Source organism: Streptomyces sp. NBC_00207 (assembly GCF_045160965.1).
In the GTDB taxonomy this organism is placed as follows: Bacteria; Actinomycetota; Actinomycetes; order Streptomycetales; family Streptomycetaceae; genus Streptomyces.
In genome coordinates this window covers 2,679,713-2,694,753 of sequence record NZ_CP130715.1, presented here as the reverse complement: position 1 = coordinate 2,694,753, position 15,041 = coordinate 2,679,713, and the positions used below count along the sequence as shown (strand labels likewise).

The window sequence follows — 15,041 nt, the reverse complement described above, 5'->3', positions numbered from 1 at the left end:
GAGGACCGGGTCCGGGCAGAGCCCGGGGAACGGTGGAAGGGCGGGTAGGCGACAGCCCCGCAGGGCCGCCTGTAGGCGCCGCCCAGGCATCGGCGGACGGAGTCCGGCGCAGCCGTCCGAAGCCCGGGAGGCGCGCCAGCGCCGAGCGGTGCGAGGAGGGCGTCAAGAAGGAGTCGGGGTGTGGCGGCGGGCGCGGAGGGCCAGGCTCAGGGAGAGGACCGTCTCCGGGTCGTCCAGGTCCGTGCCCAGGAGTTCCGAGATCCGGGCCAGGCGGTTGTAGAGGGTCTGGCGGTTGAGGTGGAGCTCGCGGGCCGTCTCCGCCTTGCGGCCCGCGTGGGCCAGGTACGTCTCCAGGGTGGGGAGGAGCGGGGGCCGGGACGTGGTGTCGTGGGTGCGGAGCGGGCCGATCGCCCGGTCCACGAAGGCCGCCAGGTCGGGGTGTTCGCGCAGCCGCCACAGGAGCAGGTCGATGTCCAGCCGCTGCGCGTCGTACCAGGGCCGGGCCGGCAGGCCGTGGGCCGCGGTGGCGGTCTCCGCGGCATGGCGCAGCCCCGCCGAGGCGGCCGCCCAGCCGCCCGCGACGCCGACGACCACGGCCGGCGGCGCGGCGGCGCGGTCCAGGCCCGCGCGTTCGACGCCCGCCCGCAGCGCGGCCGAGACCCGGTCCGCCACCGCCGTGCGCTCCGACTCCGCCCGGAGGGACACGAGGAGGGGGACCCGGCCCTCGACCGGTCGGACGCCCAGCAGGACCGGTACTCCGACGGACGAGAGCTCCTCGAGGACCGCGCGGGCCAGGACGGCCCAGTTCCCGGACGGGCCGACGTCCGAGGAGAGCCGCATGACCACCGGCAGCAGCGGTCCCGCGCCCGGCTTGAAGCCCAGGACACGGGCCTGCGCCGGGGCGTCCTCCGCGGAGATGCGGCCCTCGGCCAGGTCCGTCAGGAAGTCGCCGCGGCCGCGCGCCGCCAGTTCCTCCTCCTGCCGTGCCTGCATCAGCACGACGGCGAGCACGCCGGCCGTGCGCTCGGCCGCCATCCGGTGCACCGGCAGCAGCGGCGCCGAGACCCCGACCAGGACGACGCGGGCCCGGACCGATCCCGTGCCGTGGCCCCCGCCCGGTACGTCGACCACCACGGTGTTCGCCGACGGCTCGGCCTCGCGCTGGCCCCGCAGGCCCTCCCACACCTGGAGCGGGTCGGCGCCCGCGTCCCCGGCCGCGCTGCCCGCCGCGTACAGCAGCTGCCCGTCGGGGGTCTCCAGGAAGACCGGGTTCCCGGTGAAGTCGGCCAGGATGCGCAGCACCTGCGGGATGCCCCCGCCGCCCAACAGGGCTTCCGTGCAGCGCCGGTGGACCTCCTCGGCCCGCTGCAGGAGCGCGTAGTGGTGGTTGACGATCTCGGTGTGGACCTCCTCCGTGACGGTGACGAAGGGGACCTCCCGGTGGAGCTGGACCAGGGGCAGCCCCGCCGTGCGCGCGGTCTCCACGATCGTCGCCGGCAGCCGGGTGAAGCGGGGTCCCAGCTCGACCACCAGCGCGGCGATCCCGCGGTCCGCGAGGCGGCGTACGAAGGCACGCTGCTCGGCGGGCCGGGTGCCCAGGCCGAGACCGGTGGTCAGCAGCAGCTCGCCGCCCTTGAGGAGGGAGGCGATGTTCGGGACCTCGCCCGCGTGGACCCAGCGGACGGTGCGGCCCAGCCGGTCGGCGCAGGCGACCACCTCGGGCAGCCCGCTGCGCAGTCCCGGCAGCTCCAGTGCCCGCTGAACCGTGATCCCGCCCTGGTTGTCCATATCGCGGGACGCTACCCGGCCGCATGTGCCGAGGACATCACCTGGCGGTTACAAAGCCCGATCTGCCCCTCTTCTGGACCGACAACTCGTCTTCTCCGTAAGGCGATTATCGGACCGCGTGCCGATTGTGGTCTGCGTCACCCAAGTGGAGAGTTGCGGCCTCCCGACACAGGAAGAGGACGCCATGAGCAGAGGCACGACCAGCGGGGCATCCCGGACGCCCGCGGCTCCACAGGTGCAGCGACTCAAGGCCAACTCGGTCGGCCTCGTCGGCGTCGTCTTCATGGCCGTCGCCACCGCCGCCCCGATCACCGCCATGACGGGCAACCTGCCCATCGCCGTCGGCTTCGGCAACGGCACCGGAGCCCCGGCCGGATACCTCTTCGCCACCCTCGTCCTGACCGTCTTCGCGGTCGGCTACGTGGCCATGGCCAAGCGGATCACCGCCGCAGGGGCCTTCTACGGATACATCTCGCACGGCCTCGGCCGGATCGCGGGCATGGCCTCCGGCATGCTCGCCGTCCTCGCCTACATCGTCTTCGAGGCCTCGATCGTCGGCGTGTTCTCCTACTTCACGAAGACCACCGTCCACGACCAGCTGGGCGTGGACCTGCCCTGGATCGTCTACGCGGCCGCCATGCTGGCCGTCACCGCCGCCCTCGCGCACTTCGACATCAACCTCACCGCCAAGGCGCTCGGCGTGATGCTCGTCGCCGAGATCGCCGTGCTCTTCGCCGTGGCCACCGCCGTGCTGATCGCCGGCGGCGGACCGGAGGGGATCCCGCTCGAACCCGTCAACCCGAAGAACGCCTTCACCGGCACCTCCGCCGGCCTCGGCCTCTTCTTCGCCTTCTGGTCCTGGGTCGGCTTCGAGTCCACCGCCATGTACGGCGAGGAGTCCCGCGACCCCAAGCGGGTCATCCCCAAGGCCACCCTCATCTCCGTCGTCGGCGTCGGCCTCTTCTACATCTACGTCTCCTGGATGACCATCGCGGGCAACGGCCTGGCCGAGTCCGTCGAGCTGTCCGCCTCCGCCAGCCCCCTCGACCTGTTCTTCGCCCCCACCCGGACCTTCATCGGCGCCTGGGCCGTGGACGCCTTCCAATGGCTGCTGCTCACCGGCTCCTTCGCCTGCGGCATGGCCTTCCACCAGTGCGCCGCCCGCTACCTCTACGCCATCGGCCGCGAGGGCTTCCTGTCGCCGAAGCTCGGCCACACCCACCCCAAGCACGGCTCCCCGTACGTGGCCTCGGTCGTGCAGACCGCCATCGCCACCGCGCTCGTCGCCGGCTTCTGGGCCACCGGGCAGGACCCGTACCTGCACCTCTACACGCTGCTCGCGATCCTCGGCACGATGGCGATCCTGATCGTCCAGACGCTGTGCTCCTTCGCCGTCATCGGCTACTTCCGCAAGAACCACCCCGAGGACCGGCACTGGTTCAAGACCTTCACCGCCCCGCTGCTCGGCGGGATCGGGATGACGGCCGTCGTGGTCCTGCTCGTCCTCAACATGGAGACCGCGGCCGGCAGCGCCGCCGGATCGATCTTCTTCAAGCTGATCCCGTGGATCGTCGGCGCGGTCTTCCTCGGCGGCCTCGGCCTCGGCTTCTGGCTCAAGGCGAAGGCCCCCGCGCGCTACGAGATCATCGGCCGGATCGTCCTGGAGGACGCCGCCGAGCGCCCCGGAGACGTGCCCGGCGACACCGACGGCCAGCCGAACCCGAGCGTCGTGCCCGGTCAGGGCGACGCCTCCTCCCACTCCGCTTCCGCGAACATCTGAGGAGCCACCGCCATGGCCCGTACGCCCCTCATGCACGCCCTGCGCCGCCTCGCCGCCGAGCACGCCGCAGCAGCGCGCCTCGGCATGCCCGCCGCCGAGGTCCGCGGATCCACCCGCCGTGAACTCCTCGGCCGCGCCGCCGCCCTCGGCCTCGGCGCCGCCCTCGCCGGCTCCGCGGCCGGGGCCGCCCACGCCGCCGAGGCCACCCCCGACAAGAAGCCCGTCTCCCCGGCCCGCGTCGCCGTCGTCGGCGCCGGCATCTCCGGGCTGACCGCCGCCCTCACCCTCAGGGACGCGGGCATCGACTGCACCGTGTACGAGGCCGACCCGAGCCGCGTCGGCGGCCGGATGTGGACCCAGCGCGGCCACTGGGCGTACGGACAGACCTCCGAGATCGGCGGCGAGCTGATCGACACCAGCCACAAGAAGATCCTGGCGCTGTGCCGCCGCTTCAACCTGCCCACCGAGGACTTCCTCGGCGGCGGCCCCAACGGGGCGGAGGAGGTGCTCTGGTTCAACGGGGAGTACTACCCCGCACCCAGGCCGACGAGGACTTCAAGGCCGTCTACCAAGCCCTGCACCGGGACCTCTCCGACGCCGGGGAGGTCTCCTGGAACTCCAGCACCCCCGCCGGCACCGCCCTCGACAACATGACCCTGTACGAGTGGATCGAGAGCCGGATCCCCGGCGGCCACGGCTCGCAGCTCGGCCGCTTCATCGACGTGGCCTACAACGTCGAGTACGGCGCCGACACCAATCAGCAGTCCGCGCTCGCCCTCGTCCTGCTGATGGGCTACCAGCCCAACCCGGGCAACTTCAACGTCTGGGGCCTGTCCAACGAGCGCTACCACATCACCGGCGGCAACGACCGGCTGCCGAACGCCATCGCCGCCGCCCTGCCCGCCGGCTCGATCGTGATGGGCCGTGAGCTGGTCGCCGTACGGGCCAACGCCGACGGCACCCAGACGCTGACCTTCAACGACTCCGGATCCGTGCGCACCACCGTCGCCGACCACACCGTCCTGTGCCTGCCCCTGCCGATCCTCCAGCGCATCGACACCTCGCAGGCCGGCTTCGACCCGCTCATGCGCAACCTCCTGCGCGACGCCCGGATGGGCTACTGCACCAAGCTCAACATGCAGTTCACCGCCCGCCCCTGGCGCGGCACCGGCCCCTGGCCCGGCGTCTCCGCCGGCGACTGCTTCACCGACTCCGACGTCCAGCAGACCTGGGACACCACCAAGGTCCAGCCCGGCACCGGCGGCATCCTGCTCCAGTACGGCGGCGGCACCCTCGCCGGGTCGCTCACCCCCGCGACCCCCTTCGCCACCGAGGCCGACCCGTACGTACGCAACCTCGCCGGCCGCATGCTGACCGGCATCGACGCCTTCTACCCGGGCACCAAGGCCGTCTGGACCGGCAAGGCCCAGCTCTCCGCCTGGCACCGCAACCCGTACGCGCTCGGCGCGTACTCGTACTGGCCCACCGGGTACCTGCACCGCTACGCCAAGTACGAGGGCACCGCACAGGGAAACATCCACATCGGCGGCGAGCACTGCAGCTACGACTTCCAGGGCTTCATGGAAGGCGGCGCCACCGAGGGCGAGCGGGCGGCGCGGGAGGTGATCGCCACCCTCACGTGAGCCTCAGGCCGGCCGGATGTTGTGGTTGAAGCGGAAGACGTTGTCCGGATCGTACTGCCGCTTCAGAGCGCCCAGCCGCTGCATGCTCTCGCCGCCGAGACCGGACACCACCCGTTCCGAGCCCTCGTTCCCGATGAAGTTCAGGTACACCGCGCCGGTGCTCCAGGGCTCGGAATCGGACCGGACGTCCTTGACCCACTGCCGGCACCTCTCGTCGTCGGCCGCGTCCTCCCAGATCCCGAACGGGTGCACCGCCCAGGGCGCGTCGCGGTACGGCACCGGGTAGTCGGCCGGGCCGGAGGCGATGGCGCCGCCCTGCGGGAAGACCAGGTGCTGGGTGCCGGTCGGCACGGGCATGGACTCGGCGCGGGCGCAGAAGACGTCGACGAACTCGTCGGGGATGCCGGTGAGGTACTCCGCCGACCAGTAGTTCCGCATGCCCGGCGGGTCGTCGATCATGCACTGGAGGTCGGCGTACGGGATGGCCGTGACGATCTCGGACTCGTGGGGGATCGCCAGCAGCGGCCGCGCCAGCTCGCGCATCTCCTCCTCCGGGCCCGCGTACGTCAGCAGCGCCCCGGCCAGCAGCAGGCCGACCAGGTGCGGGGGCACGAACTCCTCGGGCGGGCCGGTCACGTAGAGGGCGGCGCCGGAGGCCTCCGGCGGTCCGGCCTCGATGACCTCACGGAACGCGCGGACCACCTCGGGCCCGCGCTCCGGCAGGTACAGCACGAACGCGATCGACATGTGCGGCAGTTCGTGCAGGCGCAGGGTCAGCGAGGTGGCGATGCCGAAGTTCCCGCCGCCGCCGTGCAGCCCCCAGAACAGCTCGGGGTGGTCCTCGGCGGTCGCGTGCAGCAGCTCGCCGTCCGCGGTGACCAGGTCCACGCCCAGCAGGTTGTCCACCGCCAGGCCGAACCTCCGGTCCAGCCAGCCGGTTCCGCCGCCCAGCACGAAGCCGCCGACGCCGGTGGTGGAGGCCCGGCCGCCGGTGGTCGCCAGCGCGTACGGCTGGCAGGCCCGGTCCAGGTGGCTCATCGTGGCCCCGCCCTCGACGTGCGCGGCCCTGGCCGCCGGGTGGACCGTCACCTCGTGCATCCGCCGCAGGTCCACGACGAGACCGCCGTCGTTGAGGGACATGCCGGCCACGCTGTGCCCGCCGCCGCGCACGGCGACGTTCAGGTCCAGGCTCCTGGCGAAACGCACGGCGGTCACCACGTCCTCCGCGCTCTCGCACTGGGCGATGACGGCGGGCCTGCGGTCGATCATCGCGTTGAAGACCGTCCGGGCCTCGTCGTACCCCGGGTCCTCCGGGGTGAACACCGCACCGGACAGATCCTCGCGGAGCGCGGTCAGGGCCGCGCCCGCCTTCGAGAGGGGAGCCATGGCCGCCCCCTTCCACAGGAGGGCATAGGACCCTTCCAGCGTAGGCGCGGACGATCACCGGGGCGCGGCGAGAAATATCCGCGCCCCCGGCGAGTCGCCCGGGCGCTAGCCTCCGTAGGCCCCGCTCGCCGTCAGCCGCAGCGCCGTGTCGATCAGCGGAACGTGGCTGAAGGCCTGCGGGAAGTTCCCCACCTGCCGCTGGAGTCGCGGATCCCACTCCTCCGCCAGCAGACCCAGGTCGTTGCGGAGCGACAGCAGCCGCTCGAACAGCCGGCGCGCCTCGTCGACCCGGCCGATCATCGCCAGGTCGTCGGCCATCCAGAACGAGCAGGCCAGGAAGGCCCCCTCGTCGCCCTCCAGGCCGTCCACGCCGGCCTCGTCGCCCGCCGTCGGGTAGCGCAGGATGAAACCGTCGGGCGTGGACAGCTCGCGCTGGATCGCCTCGATGGTGCCGATGACCCGCTTGTCGTCCGGCGGCAGGAAGCCCATCTGCGGAATCAGCAGCAGGGAGGCGTCCAGCTCCTTCGACCCGTACGACTGGGTGAAGGTGTTGCGCTCCTTGTCGTAGCCCTTCTCGCACACGTCCTGGTGGATCTCGTCGCGCAGCTCGCGCCACCGCTCCAGCGGCCCGTCCGCGTCGCCGCTCTCGATCAGCTTGATCGTGCGGTCCACGGCCACCCAGGCCATCACCTTCGAGTGCACGAAGTGGCGGCGCGGGCCGCGCACCTCCCAGATGCCCTCGTCCGGCTGGTCCCAGTGGGTCTCCAGGTAGCGGATCAGCTTGAGCTGGAGCAGCGAGGCGTAGTCGCTGCGGGCGAGGCCCGTCATGTGGCCCAGGTGCAGGGCCTCGGTGACCTCGCCGTAGACGTCGAGCTGGAGCTGGCCCGCGGCGCCGTTGCCGACGCGGACCGGGCGGGAGTTCTCGTAGCCGGGCAGCCAGTCCAGCTCGGTCTCACCGAGCTCCCGCTCGCCCGCGATCCCGTACATGATCTGCAGGTTCTCCGGGTCGCCGGCCACCGCGCGCAGCAGCCACTCGCGCCAGGCGCGGGCCTCCTCGCGGTAGCCGGTGCGCAGCAGCGAGGAGAGGGTGATGGCCGCGTCGCGCAGCCAGGTGTAGCGGTAGTCCCAGTTGCGGACGCCGCCGATCTCCTCGGGCAGGGAAGTGGTCGGCGCGGCGACGATCCCGCCCGTGGGGGCGTACGTGAGGGCCTTGAGGGTGATCAGGGAGCGGACCACGGCCTCCCGGTAGGGCCCGTGGTACGTGCACTGGTCGACCCACTCGCGCCAGAAGTCGGTGGTCGACTCCAGGGCCGCCCCGGCGTCGGGGAGCTCCGGCGCGCCCTTGTGCGAGGGCTGCCAGCTGATGCTGAAGGCCATCCGGTCGCCGGGTCCGACGGTGAAGTCGGAGTACGTCGTCAGGTCCTTGCCGTACGTCTGGGCCTCGGTGTCCAGCCACACCGAGTCGGGGCCGGCGACGGCGACGGTGCGCCCGTCGACCTTGTGCACCCAGGGCACGACCCGCCCGTAGCTGAACCGCATCCGCAGCGCCGAGCGCATCGGGACGCGGCCGCTGATGCCCTCCACGATGCGGATGAGCTGCGGAGCGTGGTCCTCGCGGGGCGGCATGAAGTCGATCACGCGCACCTTTCCGCGGGGCGTGTCCCACTCCGACTCCAGCACCAGCGAGTCACCGCGGTAGCGGCGGCGGTCGGCACGCGGGGCCTCGGAGCCGGCCGGATACGCCGGGCCGATCCGCCAGAACCCGTGATCCTCGGTGCCGAGAATGCTCGCGAACACGGCATGGGAGTCGAAGCGGGGCAGGCAGAGCCAGTCCACCGCTCCGTCCCGGCAGACCAGCGCCGCGGTCTGCATGTCCCCGATCAGTGCGTAATCCTCGATGCGCCCGGACACGTTGCATCTCCAGTCGAACGGCCACGTCCGCCCCGAAGGGCGCTTGCATTGCGCGGTTGCGCGGTCACCTGTGGGTGGGGATCCCCGCGTTGAGCCCATGATTCCGTATATCGGCTCGGTTAGGCCGTCTGACGGACTGCCCGGCGGTGATGTGTGCGATATCCGAGCAGGATATGACGGCACCCTAGTGATCTCCTTAAGCCGCGGAAGAATGGGGATGGGCCGAACGGGTGAGGAGGCTCCGCGCGGCCCCGGCGCACTTCGGCGCCCTGCTACCAGCCGCTGACGCCGCGTGGCCGGAGGCGGACCGGCCCGGGCGCTGATAGGCTGGTACCCCGTGGACCGGTGGTCTGCCTGTGCGAATCAGGAGCCCCGAAACCGCAGCTTCGGCGCCCCCTGAGACCCTTCCGGATCGACGGTGGCCGGCGCCGGACGCACCTCACCTCGCGACCACGGGAGCCCCCTCTTGGCGATGCCGCCCAAATCCATGACGACCAAGCACATCTTCGTCACCGGGGGTGTCGCTTCCTCCCTCGGCAAGGGCCTGACGGCCTCCAGCCTGGGTGCGCTGCTGAAGGCGCGCGGTCTTCGGGTCACGATGCAGAAGCTCGACCCGTACCTGAACGTCGACCCCGGCACCATGAACCCGTTCCAGCACGGCGAGGTGTTCGTCACCAACGACGGCGCCGAGACCGACCTGGACATCGGCCACTACGAGCGCTTCCTCGACGTCGACCTCGACGGCTCGGCCAACGTCACCACCGGCCAGGTCTACTCGCAGGTCATCGCCAAGGAGCGGCGCGGCGAGTACCTCGGTGACACCGTGCAGGTCATCCCGCACATCACCAACGAGATCAAGCACCGCATCCGCCGCATGGCGACCGAGGACGTCGACGTCGTCATCACCGAGGTCGGCGGCACCGTCGGCGACATCGAGTCGCTGCCGTTCCTGGAGACCGTCCGCCAGGTCCGCCACGAGGTCGGCCGCGACAACGTCTTCGTCGTGCACATCTCGCTGCTGCCCTACATCGGCCCCTCCGGCGAGCTCAAGACCAAGCCGACCCAGCACTCGGTCGCGGCCCTGCGCAACATCGGCATCCAGCCCGACGCGATCGTGCTGCGCGCCGACCGCGAGGTCCCGACCTCGATCAAGCGCAAGATCTCGCTGATGTGCGACGTGGACGAGGCGGCCGTGGTCGCGGCCATCGACGCCAAGTCGATCTACGACATCCCGAAGGTGCTGCACACCGAGGGCCTCGACGCGTACGTCGTGCGCAAGCTCGACCTGCCCTTCCGCGACGTCGACTGGACGGTGTGGGAGGACCTGCTGGACCGCGTCCACAACCCCGACCACGAGGTCAAGGTCGCGCTCGTCGGCAAGTACATCGACCTGCCCGACGCCTACCTGTCGGTGACCGAGGCGCTGCGCGCCGGCGGTTTCGCCAACAAGGCCCGGGTCCAGATCAAGTGGGTCACCTCCGACGACTGCAAGACCCCGGCGGGCGCCGCGGCGCAGCTGGCCGACGTGGACGCGATCTGCGTGCCCGGCGGCTTCGGCGACCGCGGTGTCAACGGCAAGGTCGGCGCGATCACCTACGCCCGCGAGAACAAGATCCCGCTGCTCGGCCTGTGCCTGGGCCTGCAGTGCGTGGTCATCGAGGCCGCGCGGAACCTCGCGGGCATCGAGGACGCGAACTCCACCGAGTTCGACGCCTCCACCCCGCACCCGGTCATCTCGACCATGGAGGAGCAGCTGGCCTTCGTCGAGGGCGCGGGCGACCTGGGCGGCACCATGCGTCTGGGCATGTACCCGGCGAAGCTCGCCGAGGGCTCCATCGTGCGCGAGGTCTACGGCGACCAGGCGTACGTGGACGAGCGCCACCGCCACCGCTACGAGGTCAACAACTCCTACCGCGGCGAGCTGGAGAAGAAGGCCGGTCTGGTCTTCTCCGGCACCTCCCCGGACAACAAGCTCGTCGAGTACGTCGAGTACCCGCGCGAGGTGCACCCGTACCTGGTGGCCACCCAGGCCCACCCGGAGCTGCGTTCGCGCCCCACGCGCCCGCACCCGCTGTTCGCGGGCCTGGTCAAGGCGGCCGTGGAGCGGCAGCAGTCCGCGAAGTGAGCGCCTGACCGCATAACGTAGACAGCCGGGGCACGGATCGTGCCCCGGCTGTCGCGTTCTCGGGAAGGTATCGGCCATGGCCATGGGCAACGACATCGGCAACGACATCGTGGACACACCGGAGTCGTGGGAGGTCGTCGCCTCGCGCACCCCGTTCGAGGGCGCGAAGACGTCCGTCAAGTCGGACCAGGTCCGTATGCCGGACCGTTCGGTGGTGCGCCGCGACTACCAGGTGCACCCCGGCTCGGTGTGCGTGCTGGCCCTCGACGAGCAGCAGCGGGTACTGGTCCTGCGGCAGTTCCGGCACCCGGTACGGCACCGGCTGTGGGAGCTGCCGGCCGGGCTCCTGGACGTGGCGGGCGAGAACCCGCTGCACGCGGCCCAGCGGGAGCTGTACGAGGAGGCGCACGTCAAGGCGGAGGACTGGCGGGTCCTGGCCGACTTCTTCACCTCCCCGGGAGGATCGGACGAGGCGGTACGGGTCTTCCTGGCGCGGGGCCTCGCGGAGGCGGAGGGGGCGCGGTACGCGGTCTCCGACGAGGAAGCGGACATGGAACTCGCGCGTGTTCCCCTCGGGGACCTGGTGCGCGGGATCCTCGCGGGCGAGCTGGGCAATCCGGGTCTGGTGACCGGGGTCCTGGCCCTGTCCGCCGCGCTGGCCTCCGAGGGCGGCATCGAAGCCCTCCGCCCGGCCCTGGCCCCGTGGCCGGCCCGCCCGTACGAGGCGTAGCCCGCGGGACCGCCCACCGAGCCCCGCTGAAAGATCGCCTCAAACGCCGGCGGGGCTGGAAAATCCAGCCCCGCCGGCGCTTGAGGCGCGGGTCCGGGTGGGGCCCGGGGCACGCCCCGAAGCCCCGCCCGAGGCACGGCGGACGGAGTCCGGCGCAGCGGCGGGAAGCCGGGGAGGGCCGCCGGGGCCGAGGCGTGCGAGCGCTGCGTCGAAAAATGGGACCATCTGCTGATCCGATTGGGGGATTTGCCCGCCGCGCTCCACACGGGTCGTCGCTCTGCGTGAACTACGCTCGCCATCCGAAGGCAGGGAGAGGAGCGGATCCGTGACGGATTTCGTCGGGCGGCGGCGTGAGCTCAAGGAGCTGCGCGAGGACATCGCGCGGACCGGGCTCGACACCCTCTCGGGCCGGAAGGCCAAGGCGCCCCGGGCGAGGGTGCTGCTCGTCGCCGGGCGGCCGGGCTCGGGCCGGACGGCCCTCGCCGAGGAGTTCGTCCGCGAGGTCGCCGACGAGTATCCCGACGGGGTGCTCCGGACCCGCCTCACCCGCCCCAACGGGGAGACCGTGGCCACCGAGCGGGCGGTCAGGGGCCTGCTGGAGGGGCTGGGTCAGCCCACCCCGCCCGGCGCGGGCGAGGACGAGCTGAGCTCCGCCCTGCGCACCGCCCTCGACGGCCGCCGGGTGATCATCCTGGTCGACGACGCCGCCGATCCGCACCAGGTCGACGCCCTGCTCCCGGACACCCCCGAGTGCCTCGTCGTGGTCACCGCCCAGGGGCCCCTCACGGGGATCCCCGACGTGCGGCCCTGCACCCTCGGCGGGCTCGACACGCCTTCCGCAGTGGAGCTGCTCGCCCAGCACATCGGCGACACCCGCGTCACCGCCGACCCCCGGGCCGCCGACACCCTGGCCGAGGAGTGCGGGGGCCAGCCCGCCGCGCTCGGCCTCGTCGGCGGATGGCTCGCCGCCCACCCCAAGGCCTCCGTCTCCGACGTGGCCAAGCAGCTGCACGAGATGCCGGCCAGTACCGGCGGCCCGCTCGCCCGGTGCTTCCGGATCGTCTACGAGTCCCTGCCGCAGCCCGCCCAGCGGACCCTGCGGCTGCTCCCGCTGGCCCCTGCCGGCCTCGTCGACTCGCACACCGCCTCCGCCCTCGCCGGCTGCTCCGTGGCCGCGGCCCAGGCCACGCTGGACGATTTCGTCGGGCTGGGGCTCGTACACCCGGTCCACGACGGGCTGTTCCTGCTGCCCGGCTGCCTCGCACCCCTGCTGCAGGCCCTGCTGGAGGCCAAGGAGCGGCCGGCGGAGGTCCAGCTGGCCCGGGCCCGGATGCTGGAGCGCACCGTACGGCTGCTGCACTCCTGCCGGGCCATGGCCGCGGCCGACGAGGAGGACGTGCGGGAGGTGCTGGACGGCCTGCCGCGCGCCCTGCGGTTCCCGGACCGGCGGGCCGCCGCCACCTGGCTGGACACCCGGCTGCCCGCGCTCGCCGCGGCGGCCTCCCTGGCCGTGGCCGACGGGGAGCTGGACACCCTGGCCCGCCGGCTGGTCGCGGCCCTCGTACGAGCGCTGGCGGAGCACCGGGGCACCGCCGGGGCGGCCCCGGAGCTGTACGGGCTGCACCGGCTGGTCCTGGACGTGGCCGAGCGCCGGGACCTGCACCGGGAGCAGGCCGCCGCACTGCTGAACCTGGCCGACCTGGACGCCGAGACCGGCCGGACCCAGGAGGCCCTGGAGCGCTACCGGGCCGCACTGGACGCCGGAAGGGCGGCGAACGACCCGTACGCGACCGGCCGCGCGATGGAATCCGTAGGCGGTGCGTACCAGGAGCTGGCGGACTGGCACCGGGCCGCCGACTGGTTCGGCCGGGCGCTCTCCCAGGCCCTCGCGCGGGGGGAGCGCGCGGACGAGGCCCGGCTGTACGGGCGGCTGGGGAACGTGCACACGTACGCGGGCCGGTACGGGGACGCGCTGCGCAGCTGGCGGGCCGCCGCCGCGGGCTACCGGAAGCTGGCCGATGTGCCGGGTCAGGCAAAGGCGTTGAGCGAGATGGCGCGGGTCCAGGAGTACGCGGGACGGCCCGAGGAATCGCTGCACACCTGCCGGGAGGCGGTGGAGCTCGCGCGCAGGGCCGGCGACCAGCGGCTTCAGGCCGCGCTGCAGGTCCGGCTGGCCGACACGCTCGACCGGCTGGGCGACCCCGCAGCGGCGAGGCTGCACCGCTCCGCAGCCGACAGATTGCTGGGAGACGACCCCGCCGCCTGCGAAATCCGCAGTGATATCGACTGAGATTATTTGTTTGCAAGGCTAGACAGCGCGTCGTCCTTCATTAGACTGGCTTCACCACGACATCCCGTGGTGCATCCCGTTGCGCGTTCTTGTGGGCGGGTATGTATGGAAGTGCCCCGAAAAATCCCCTGAGCCAAGGACCGTGATCGACGATGAAGGTCGGCATCCCCCGCGAGGTCAAGAACAACGAGTTCCGGGTCGCCATCACGCCCGCCGGCGTGCATGAGCTGGTCCGCAACGGCCACCAGGTCTTCATCGAGCAGAACGCCGGTGTCGGCTCCTCGATCACGGACGCCGAGTACGTCTCGGCCGGTGCGGAGATCCTCGGCACCGCCGACGAGGTCTGGGCCACGGCCGACCTGCTGCTGAAGGTCAAGGAGCCGATCGCGGAGGAGTACCACCGCCTCCGCAAGGACCAGACGCTCTTCACCTACCTGCACCTCGCGGCCTCCCGCGAGTGCACGGACGCCCTGCTGGAGTCCGGCACCACCGCCATCGCGTACGAGACGGTCGAGCTCGCCAACCGCGCGCTGCCGCTGCTCGCCCCGATGTCCGAGGTCGCGGGCCGGCTGGCCCCGCAGGTCGGCGCCTACCACCTGATGCGCTCGGCCGGCGGCCGCGGCGTCCTCCCGGGCGGTGTCCCCGGCACCCACGCCGGCGAGTGCGTCGTCATCGGCGGCGGTGTCTCCGGCTGGAACGCCGCGCAGATCGCCATCGGCATGGGCTTCCACGTGACCCTGCTCGACCGCGACATCAACAAGCTCCGCGAGGCCGACAAGATCTTCGGCACGAAGATCAAGACGATCGTCTCCAACGCCTTCGAGCTCGAGAAGGCCGTCGTCGAGGCCGACCTCGTCATCGGCGCGGTCCTGATCCCGGGTGCGAAGGCGCCGAAGCTGGTCACCAACGAGCTCGTCGCCAAGATGAAGCCCGGAAGTGTACTTGTCGACATTGCGATCGACCAGGGCGGCTGCTTCGAGGACTCCCGTCCGACCACCCACGCCGAGCCGACCTTCCAGGTCCACAACTCGGTCTTCTACTGCGTCGCCAACATGCCGGGCGCGGTGCCGAACACCTCCACCTACGCGCTGACGAACGCCACGCTGCCCTACATCGTGCAGCTCGCGAACCTCGGCTGGGTCGAGGCGCTGCGTCGCGACCCCGCGCTCGCGCTGGGCCTCAACACCCATGACGGACAGGTCGTTTACGGTCCCGTTGCCGAGGCCCACGGTCTCGAGACCCTCGAGCTGAGCACGCTGCTCGGCTGACGCGTCAACGACTGACGTCAATCTCACGTATCCGGCCGGACCTTGCCCGCAAGGTCCGGCCGGACCCGTTTGCGGCGTGGCCCGGGACCCCGCTCAACTCGCCTCGAACGTAACCCTTTA

The 15,041-nt window shown here is 71.9% G+C and carries 10 protein-coding genes; 7 read left to right on the top strand and 3 right to left on the bottom strand.

What is annotated here, in order from left to right; translation table 11 throughout:
• Window positions 1-162 precede the first annotated feature (162 nt).
• Window positions 163-1,788 (bottom strand): PucR family transcriptional regulator, encoded by a 1,626-nt coding sequence (locus OG472_RS12885; protein WP_401608919.1) that lies wholly within the window; start codon window positions 1,786-1,788, stop codon window positions 163-165.
• Window positions 1,789-1,972: 184 nt separating this feature from the next.
• Here OG472_RS12885 and OG472_RS12880 point away from each other — a divergent pair, with 184 nt between their 5' ends.
• Genes OG472_RS12880 through OG472_RS12870 form a run of 3 tightly spaced genes read left to right on the top strand, consistent with a single transcriptional unit; the run spans window position 1,973 to window position 5,211 of the window.
• Complete coding sequence (locus OG472_RS12880) at window positions 1,973-3,568, top strand: APC family permease (protein ID WP_405829538.1); 1,596 nt, start codon at window positions 1,973-1,975, stop codon at window positions 3,566-3,568.
• A 12-nt stretch (window positions 3,569-3,580) separates the two neighbouring features.
• Window positions 3,581-4,222 carry a flavin monoamine oxidase family protein gene (locus tag OG472_RS12875; RefSeq protein WP_405941438.1) on the top strand — a complete coding sequence of 214 codons (642 nt, stop codon included), beginning with the start codon at window positions 3,581-3,583 and terminating at the stop codon, window positions 4,220-4,222.
• The gene (locus OG472_RS12870) at window positions 4,219-5,211 is read left to right on the top strand and encodes a flavin monoamine oxidase family protein (RefSeq protein ID WP_405941437.1); all 993 of its coding nucleotides are present in this window, start codon (window positions 4,219-4,221) and stop codon (window positions 5,209-5,211) included. Before OG472_RS12875 ends, OG472_RS12870 begins: the two co-directional genes overlap by 4 nt.
• Before the next feature lie 3 nt (window positions 5,212-5,214).
• Here the strand turns inward: OG472_RS12870 and OG472_RS12865 are convergent, their stop codons facing one another.
• On the bottom strand, window positions 5,215-6,597 hold the full coding sequence (locus OG472_RS12865; RefSeq protein WP_401608926.1) for an FAD-binding protein: 1,383 nt from the start codon (window positions 6,595-6,597) through the stop codon (window positions 5,215-5,217).
• Window positions 6,598-6,702: 105 nt separating this feature from the next.
• A complete protein-coding gene (locus OG472_RS12860) occupies window positions 6,703-8,508 on the bottom strand; it encodes a glycoside hydrolase family 15 protein (RefSeq protein ID WP_401608929.1) in 1,806 nt (601 codons plus the stop codon).
• Between the two features lie 472 nt (window positions 8,509-8,980).
• Here OG472_RS12860 and OG472_RS12855 point away from each other — a divergent pair, with 472 nt between their 5' ends.
• From OG472_RS12855 to ald, 4 genes are all read left to right on the top strand, one after another.
• Complete coding sequence (locus OG472_RS12855) at window positions 8,981-10,633, top strand: CTP synthase (RefSeq protein WP_401608931.1); 1,653 nt, start codon at window positions 8,981-8,983, stop codon at window positions 10,631-10,633.
• Window positions 10,634-10,709: 76 nt separating this feature from the next.
• Entirely contained in the window at window positions 10,710-11,363 is a 654-nt protein-coding gene (locus OG472_RS12850) for an NUDIX domain-containing protein (RefSeq protein WP_401608934.1), read from the top strand.
• Between the two features lie 325 nt (window positions 11,364-11,688).
• Complete coding sequence (locus OG472_RS12845; protein WP_405941436.1) at window positions 11,689-13,653, top strand: tetratricopeptide repeat protein; 1,965 nt, start codon at window positions 11,689-11,691, stop codon at window positions 13,651-13,653.
• Between the two features lie 152 nt (window positions 13,654-13,805).
• Complete coding sequence (gene ald, locus OG472_RS12840) at window positions 13,806-14,921, top strand: alanine dehydrogenase (protein ID WP_030720084.1); 1,116 nt, start codon at window positions 13,806-13,808, stop codon at window positions 14,919-14,921.
• The last annotated feature ends 120 nt before the right edge of the window (window positions 14,922-15,041 follow it).

What these genes read in the sequence shown, in the direction of transcription:
- OG472_RS12885 (WP_401608919.1), bottom strand. Translation starts at nt 1,788, where the DNA reads ATGGACAACCAGGGCGGGATCACGGTTCAGCGGGCACTGGAGCTGCCG.
- OG472_RS12880 (WP_405829538.1), top strand. Translation starts at nt 1,973, where the DNA reads ATGAGCAGAGGCACGACCAGCGGGGCATCCCGGACGCCCGCGGCTCCA.
- OG472_RS12875 (WP_405941438.1), top strand. Translation starts at nt 3,581, where the DNA reads ATGGCCCGTACGCCCCTCATGCACGCCCTGCGCCGCCTCGCCGCCGAG.
- OG472_RS12870 (WP_405941437.1), top strand. Translation starts at nt 4,219, where the DNA reads ATGACCCTGTACGAGTGGATCGAGAGCCGGATCCCCGGCGGCCACGGC.
- OG472_RS12865 (WP_401608926.1), bottom strand. Translation starts at nt 6,597, where the DNA reads ATGGCTCCCCTCTCGAAGGCGGGCGCGGCCCTGACCGCGCTCCGCGAG.
- OG472_RS12855 (WP_401608931.1), top strand. Translation starts at nt 8,981, where the DNA reads ATGCCGCCCAAATCCATGACGACCAAGCACATCTTCGTCACCGGGGGT.
- OG472_RS12850 (WP_401608934.1), top strand. Translation starts at nt 10,710, where the DNA reads ATGGCCATGGGCAACGACATCGGCAACGACATCGTGGACACACCGGAG.
- ald (WP_030720084.1), top strand. Translation starts at nt 13,806, where the DNA reads ATGAAGGTCGGCATCCCCCGCGAGGTCAAGAACAACGAGTTCCGGGTC.